The sequence below is a fragment of the Kitasatospora sp. NPDC057512 genome (assembly GCF_042802135.1).
GTDB lineage: Bacteria > Actinomycetota > Actinomycetes > Streptomycetales > Streptomycetaceae > Kitasatospora.
Window position 1 is genome coordinate 1 of record NZ_JBHVET010000533.1, and the last position, 6134, is coordinate 6134.

At 75.5% G+C, this 6134-nt stretch carries 6 protein-coding genes; 2 read left to right on the top strand and 4 right to left on the bottom strand.

Annotation, left to right across the window (positions count from 1 at the left end; all coding sequences use genetic code 11):
• Positions 1 to 52 precede the first annotated feature (52 nt).
• Together ACFU6K_RS28365 and ACFU6K_RS28370 are read right to left on the bottom strand one after the other, a co-directional pair.
• Positions 53 to 787, bottom strand: a complete 735-nt coding sequence (locus ACFU6K_RS28365) for a sigma 54 modulation/S30EA ribosomal C-terminal domain-containing protein (protein ID WP_380667700.1) — start codon at positions 785 to 787, stop codon at positions 53 to 55.
• A 253-nt stretch (positions 788 to 1040) separates the two neighbouring features.
• Positions 1041 to 2300, bottom strand: coding sequence for an AI-2E family transporter (locus tag ACFU6K_RS28370; protein ID WP_380667702.1), 1260 nt, complete (start codon positions 2298 to 2300; stop codon positions 1041 to 1043).
• 254 nt (positions 2301 to 2554) lie between these two features.
• On the opposite strand from ACFU6K_RS28370, the gene ACFU6K_RS28375 reads away from it, so the two are divergent.
• Positions 2555 to 2791: a DUF6296 family protein gene (locus ACFU6K_RS28375; protein ID WP_380667704.1), complete on the top strand. Its 237-nt coding sequence runs from the start codon at positions 2555 to 2557 to the stop codon at positions 2789 to 2791.
• A 149-nt stretch (positions 2792 to 2940) separates the two neighbouring features.
• Here ACFU6K_RS28375 and ACFU6K_RS28380 read toward each other — a convergent pair whose 3' ends face one another.
• Together ACFU6K_RS28380 and ACFU6K_RS28385 are read right to left on the bottom strand one after the other, a co-directional pair.
• A complete protein-coding gene (locus tag ACFU6K_RS28380; protein WP_380667707.1) occupies positions 2941 to 3171 on the bottom strand; it encodes a hypothetical protein in 231 nt (76 codons plus the stop codon).
• Between the two features lie 137 nt (positions 3172 to 3308).
• Positions 3309 to 3827: a DUF6343 family protein gene (locus ACFU6K_RS28385; protein ID WP_380667709.1), complete on the bottom strand. Its 519-nt coding sequence runs from the start codon at positions 3825 to 3827 to the stop codon at positions 3309 to 3311.
• A gap of 267 nt (positions 3828 to 4094) precedes the next feature.
• On the opposite strand from ACFU6K_RS28385, the gene ACFU6K_RS28390 reads away from it, so the two are divergent.
• The gene (locus tag ACFU6K_RS28390) at positions 4095 to 6089 is read left to right on the top strand and encodes a LamG-like jellyroll fold domain-containing protein (RefSeq protein ID WP_380667711.1); all 1995 of its coding nucleotides are present in this window, start codon (positions 4095 to 4097) and stop codon (positions 6087 to 6089) included.
• The last annotated feature ends 45 nt before the right edge of the window (positions 6090 to 6134 follow it).

The following is a 6134-nucleotide window of genomic DNA, read 5'->3' on the forward strand; positions in this document are numbered from 1 at the left end:
CGGTTCCGGCGAAGGCCCCAGGGCCCGGGGCCCGGTGAAAGCCCCGCGGCCGTCAGGCGTGCCCGGCGATCAGGCCGAGCCGGCCGTCGAAGCGGCGGTAGAGCACCCGGCCCCGGCCGCTGACCGGGTGGGCGAAGAACAGGAACGGCAGCTCCGCGCCCGCCAGCCGGTCGACGGCCTGCGCCTCCGTCAGCCGGGGCGCGCCGTACGGGCTGAGGGTGATCGGCGAGGTCCGGCGGCCGGCCGGTCCGGCGGGGACGGTACGGGCGAGGCGGTAGCCGGTCGGCCCGACCCGGTAGACCACGGCGTCGGTCTCGGTCGCCGGATCGGTGAACAGGTGGATGTCGTAGTCCATCGCGTCCATGGTCCGGGCGGCGGCCGCCGGTGAGCACCACACCAGCGAGGGCTCCTTGCGGCGGGACACCCGGAGCTCGCGGACGGCCCCGCCGCCCGGCCCGCCGGAGGCCGCCGTACGGTGGCCAGGCCAGGGGCGCGGCGCCCAGGCCCCGGTGACCGCCCTGATCCTGCCGCGCAGCGCGTCGCTCACCCGGTCGATGGAGTCGCCCAGCCCGGCCGCGGCCTCCTGGACGCGGATCCGCCGGCCGTCCACCTCGGCGTTCACCTGTGCCAGCACGCCCCCGGCGACGGCCGCCAGCCGGACCCGCAGGGCCTCCACCAGCGTCCCCACCCCCGGAGCCGCCGCCGCGGCGGCCACCCGGGCCCGCGTCTCGGCCAGGACCTCGCCGGTCAGCCCCTCGAACGCCCTCACCGTGACCAACTCGCCCATCCCCAGGCCCTTCCACTCCCAGCCGGCGCATACCGGCGACCAGGATCCCGGACCCCCGGCCGCGCGGCCAGGGCCCAACGGCCCCACCACGGGGGGCCGGGCGGACCACCCGTACGCCGGGCCGGGACCGAAGTGAGCGGGTCCGAGGCGAGCGGGTCCGAGGCGAGTGGGTCCGAGGCGAGTGGGTCCGAAGCGAGCGGGTCCGAAGGCCTCGCCGACCAGCCTGATGCCGGTCGTCGGCGCCGCTGCGCCCTCACGCGTCGTTTCGGCCGCCCTCGCCCTGCCCCGGGCGCCGCCCCCGGTCCTCTCCGCGGCCGGGCCGGTCGCCCGCCGCAGCGGGTTCCGCCCCCGGGCGCCCGGGCTTGCCGTGGGTGCGCAGCTCGCCGAGCACCGCCCAGGCGACCGACACCACCGGCACCGCCACCACCGCGCCCAGGACCCCCGCCAGTACCGCGCCGCCGGCCACCGACACGGCGATCACCACCGGGTGGATGCGGACGGACCAGCTGAGCACCAGCGGATGCAGCAGGTGCCCCTCGATCTGGCCGATGACCACGATCAGCGCGAGCACCAGCAGCGCGATCACCGGCCCCCGGGCGGCGAGCGCGACCACGGCGGCGATCGCCAGGGCGATCGGGGAGCCGATCAGCGGGATGAGGGTCGCCGCGAACTCCAGCACCATCAGCGGCAGGACCAGCGGCACCCGCAGGACCGCCAGCGCGATGCCCACCAGTACGGCGTTGGAGGCCGCCACGATCAGCACGCCGCGGGTGTAGCCCGCGAAGCTGAGCCAGGCGGCGCGGCCGGCGCGGTCCCAGGCCGAACGTCTCGGGACCGGCAGCTGCCGCTGCGCCCAGGACCACATCCGGTCGCCGGAGTGCAGGAAGAACACCGAGCAGAACACCGCGAGTGCCAGTCCGGTGACCAGCTCGACGACCCGGCCGGCGCCGCTCAGCGCGGTGCTGAGCAGGGTGGAGCGGTGGGCCGAGATGAACGTGCCGATCTTGGCCGGCAGGTCGGTGACGGTGCCGGGCCGCAGATGGAGGGGCGCGCCGGTGAGCCAGTGGTCGATCCGGGAGAGGCCGCCGCGCAGCTCGTTGCCCAGCCGGCCCCACTCGTCGGCGACGGTGGTGCCGACCAGCGCCAGTACCCCGCCGACGACCGCGAGGGCGCAGAGGAGGGTGACCAGGACGGCGAGCGAGCGCGGCGTGACCCGGGCCAGCAGGTCGACCGGCGGGCGCAGCACGGAGGTGATGACCAGCGCCACGAACAGCGCGACGACCGGCAGTTCGAGGCGGGTGAGGACGTTGACGACCAGGTAGGCGGCGAGCCCGAGCAGGGCCAGTCGCCAGGTGTACCCGGCCGTCGTCCGCAGTCCGGAGGGGACGTGTTCCCCGGACGGGAACGGGCCAGGGCCGGGAGCCCCCGCCCGGGTCCGGCGCGCCGACACCCGGGGACGGCGGCTGCCCAGCGGCACGGGCCGCCGGTCCGGTCCGGCGCCGTTGACTCCCACGGACGGTCTCCTCGGGCTCGGACGGGTGTCCTCTCACGTCACGATGACCCATGCCGCGACGGTTCGCCCTGCGGCGCCGGCGGGTCCGGTCACCCGGACGGCGGAATGCCGGGCCCGTCGGTGTGTGGGCGCTCCGGGCCTGGGCAGACGCGGAAGGGCGCCGTTGGCCCCTGGAAGGGCAATGATCCTCCGTGTACAAGCGGTCGAGAGAGGGGAGAATCCATGGCGCAGGGAGGGGGGAGAAGGAGGCCGCGATGAGAAGCCTCACCCGCCGCTACGCGGTGACGCTCCCCGGCCCGATCGGCGGGCACGCTCCACCGTCCGTCGTCGTCGTGCACGAGACGCAGGCCGTCGGGCCCGGCGGGGGCCTGGTCTGGGAGAGCTCGGACGGCGACCTCCGGGTGGAGATCACCGGCGGGGTGGCCACCGTCCTGGCGGCTCCCGCAACGGGCAGTCGGCACCCGTGCCTGATGGCGGTGCCGCTGCCGTGAGCGCGTCGGTGCCGCTGTCGTGAGCGCGTCGTCGTGAACACGCGGGCCGTGCGCACACGGCCATGACGCGTGCCGGAAGGAAGCCGGCAGGAAGTCAACGGAGATCGGACGTCGCAGGGGATCGGGCGTCGCAACGGACGGCCGGACGGTCACCGCGCGCTGGCGGCCAAGGCCTCGCGCACGGTGACCAGGCAGGGGTCGCAGTACCGGTCCGGCCCGGCCGCACCGGCGCCGTCGCCGTCCCCCACCGGGACGACGCGCTGGGAGGGCTCCAGGAAGCGCCCGCACAGCGAGGAGGTCGCATCGTCCTTGGCCACCACGTGCCATACCACGGCGGGCGGGGAGACCGCCGGGTCGTGCTCGGCCCACATCTCGTACACGGCGCTACCTCCGGATCGCTGGGGGCTCGGTGACTCCATGCAAACCTGCGGTCTGCCGAACGGCCACCGGGCCAGACCCGGTGGGATGGTTGTGGCGCCGGTGACGGTTGGGCGGGCGACGGTCGGGGGCCGCGCACTCAGTCCCGCCGGTCGGCGCCCGGGTGCCCCGGGTGCTCCGGGTGCTCCGGAGGCCTGATCCCTGAGGTCGTGGTCCCCGGAGCAGTGGTGCCTGAGGCCATGCTCCCCGGGGCGCCGACCGGGTCGGCCCGGTCGCGGCCCTGGCCGCCGGCCAGTCGGCGCCGGATCACCAGCAGGTCGAGCGCGGTGACGCCGGCGAACCCGGCGCACAGGGCGGCGAAGAAGGCGTAGGTCCCCTGGTTGGGGGCGGGGCCAGGGCCGGCCAGCGCGGCCAGCACGGCGAACGCCACCGCCCCGCCGACGAACAGGACGAGGAAGACCCGCGAGAGCAGCCGCCGCAGCTCCAGGTCCGAACGGGCGGTCACCGGCTCGGTGCCCCGGCGCACCGTCTCCTGCGGCCGGAGCTGGGGCATCGTCCGGCCGGGGCCCTGCGGGGTGTGCGGGAAGTCGTGGCGCTCGCCGCTCCGGCGGCGGGCCCCGCCCGCGTGCGGCAGGTCTGGACTGGGTCGTACGGCCATGACGGCCCCCGAACGGATTCGGCCGGTTGTGTTCCGTCGGCGCGCCTACCCGGTTCCGGCGCCGGCACACGCCCGCCCCCGGGAGCATGCCGGCCCCCGGGCGCACCGGCCCGCCGGTGCCCACCGTCGCCCGCCGCCCGGGTCCCGAAGCCCGGGTCCCGAAGCCCGGCGGATTCGGCCGCTGTTCATCGGGGCATGGCCCGGCCGATGATCTCCGACCAATCCCGCTCCCTACCGTCAGGGCCCACACCACTTCCGGGAGCGAACATGCACGACAACCAGGCGACCGAGCACGAGTGCGGCTGCCCGCGGACCGCCGACCTCGACGGGGAGGGGCCGGCCGCGGCCAGTCGGCGCCGGTTCCTGCGCGGGGCCGGTCTGCTGGGCGCGGGGGTCGGCACCGCCGGGCTCGGCCTGCTAGGTGCGGTGCCGGCGCAGGCGGCCGGGCCCGAGGCGGCGGTCGCGGCGGGTGCGGCCGCGAAGGCGCCCGGGAAGGGCAAGGGGAAGAAGGGGCGGTGGCAGCCCGACCCGGACGCCCGGCAGTTCACCGTCGTGGTGATGCCGGACACCCAGTACCTGTTCGACCAGGACCGGATCCACCCGGCGCCGCTGGAGGCCTCGGTCCGCTACGTGCTGGACGGCGGGGTCAACCGGGAGGACGGGACGGACGACAACATCGTCTTCCTGGCCCACCTCGGCGACGTCACCGAGAACGGCCTGGCCGTCGAGTACGCCGCCGTCACCAAGGTGTTCGGCCTGCTGGACGACGCGGGCGCGGCCTACGGCGTGCTCGCCGGCAACCACGACGTCCGCTCCTCGACCGACGACCAGCGCGGCGCCACCCCGTACCTGGAGACCTTCAGCAAGGCCAGGGCCGCCCGCACCTCCGGCTACCGGGGCTCCAGCCCGGACGGCTACAACACCTGCCACGTGTTCCGGGCGGCGGGCCGCGACTGGATGGTGCTCTCGCTGGACTGGCGGCTCTCCGACGCGGGCTTCGCCTGGGCGAACGGGGTGATCGCGGCGAACCCCGAGCTTCCGGTGATCCTGACCACCCACGACCTGGCGCACGCCGACGACGGCGGCCGCGCCGAGCTGTCCGACAACGGGAAGCGGCTCTGGGAGCGGCTGATCGACGGCAACGACCAGATCTTCCTGACCGTCAACGGGCACTACTGGCCGCCCGGGCGCACCGTGCTGCGGAACAGGGCCGGCCACGACGTGCACGTCCACATCACCAACTACCAGGACCGCTACTACGGCGGCGCGGCGATGATCCGGGCGTACCGCTTCGACCTCGACCGCGGCACCGTCGACGTGTCGACGTTCTCGCCGTGGATCCAGCAGATCGCGGCCGAGGAGCGCAACGCGCTGGCGGCCCAGCAGGTCGAGCTGACCTCGGACGTGGACCGCTTCTCGCTCGCGATCGACTTCGAGCGCCGCTTCGCCGGCTTCGCGCCCGTCCCGCAGCGCCCGGCGCGGCGGGCGGGCGAGCTGCTGGTCCGCGACACGGTGGCCTACTGGCGGTTCGACAACGGCGGCGCGGACGGTGCGGCCGTCACCCCGCAGCAGGTCGTCAAGGATCTGACCGGGCAGGGCAACGACCTGCTCTGGCAGAGTGCCCCGGGCACGCCCGACGGGGCGCTCAGCTGGTCCGCCGAGCACCACCCGGACCAGCCGGGCCACGGCAGCCTGCTGTTCAGGGGCACCCGCTCGCCGGTCCGCGGCGGCTACCTGCAGACGGTGCCCACCGCGCCGGTGAACCGGGAGACCTTCGAGCCCGGGTTCACCGTCGAGGCCTTCTTCAAGCTGCCCGCCGACTGGGACTCCGCGCAGAGCCGCTGGTCCGCCCTGCTCAGCCGCTGGGGGACGAGCGGCGAGGCGGGCAGGAGCGGGCCCGGGACGGACGCCGACGAGCCGGTCGCGACGCTCAGCGTCTCCGAGGCGCCGGCCCTCCAGTGGTGCGTCTACCCGCTCAACCAGGCCGGGGCGTCGACCTGTTGGGGCCACCAGTTGCCGCTGGACCGGTGGTGGCACGTCGCGGTGGTCAACGACGGGAAGCTCAGCCGGATGTACGTCGACGGCTGCGAGGTGGCGCGCAACCCGGCGACGCCCGCGGTCGGGCTGACCACGCTGGGACGGCCGTGGATGCTGGGCGGCTACGCGTACGCGGGGGTGCTGGACAAGGTCTTCCACGGGTACATCGGGGACGTCCGGATCGTGAAGCGGGCGCTGCGGGTGGGCGAGTTCATGACCGCCTGACCCGCGCTCCCGCGCAGCACGGACACCGCCGGGCCCTGGTGCGGG

Coding starts and splice junctions, on each gene's coding strand:
- ACFU6K_RS28365 (WP_380667700.1), bottom strand. CDS start 787: ATGGGCGAGTTGGTCACGGTGAGGGCGTTCGAGGGGCTGACCGGCGAG.
- ACFU6K_RS28375 (WP_380667704.1), top strand. CDS start 2,555: ATGAGAAGCCTCACCCGCCGCTACGCGGTGACGCTCCCCGGCCCGATC.
- ACFU6K_RS28385 (WP_380667709.1), bottom strand. CDS start 3,827: ATGGCCGTACGACCCAGTCCAGACCTGCCGCACGCGGGCGGGGCCCGC.
- ACFU6K_RS28390 (WP_380667711.1), top strand. CDS start 4,095: ATGCACGACAACCAGGCGACCGAGCACGAGTGCGGCTGCCCGCGGACC.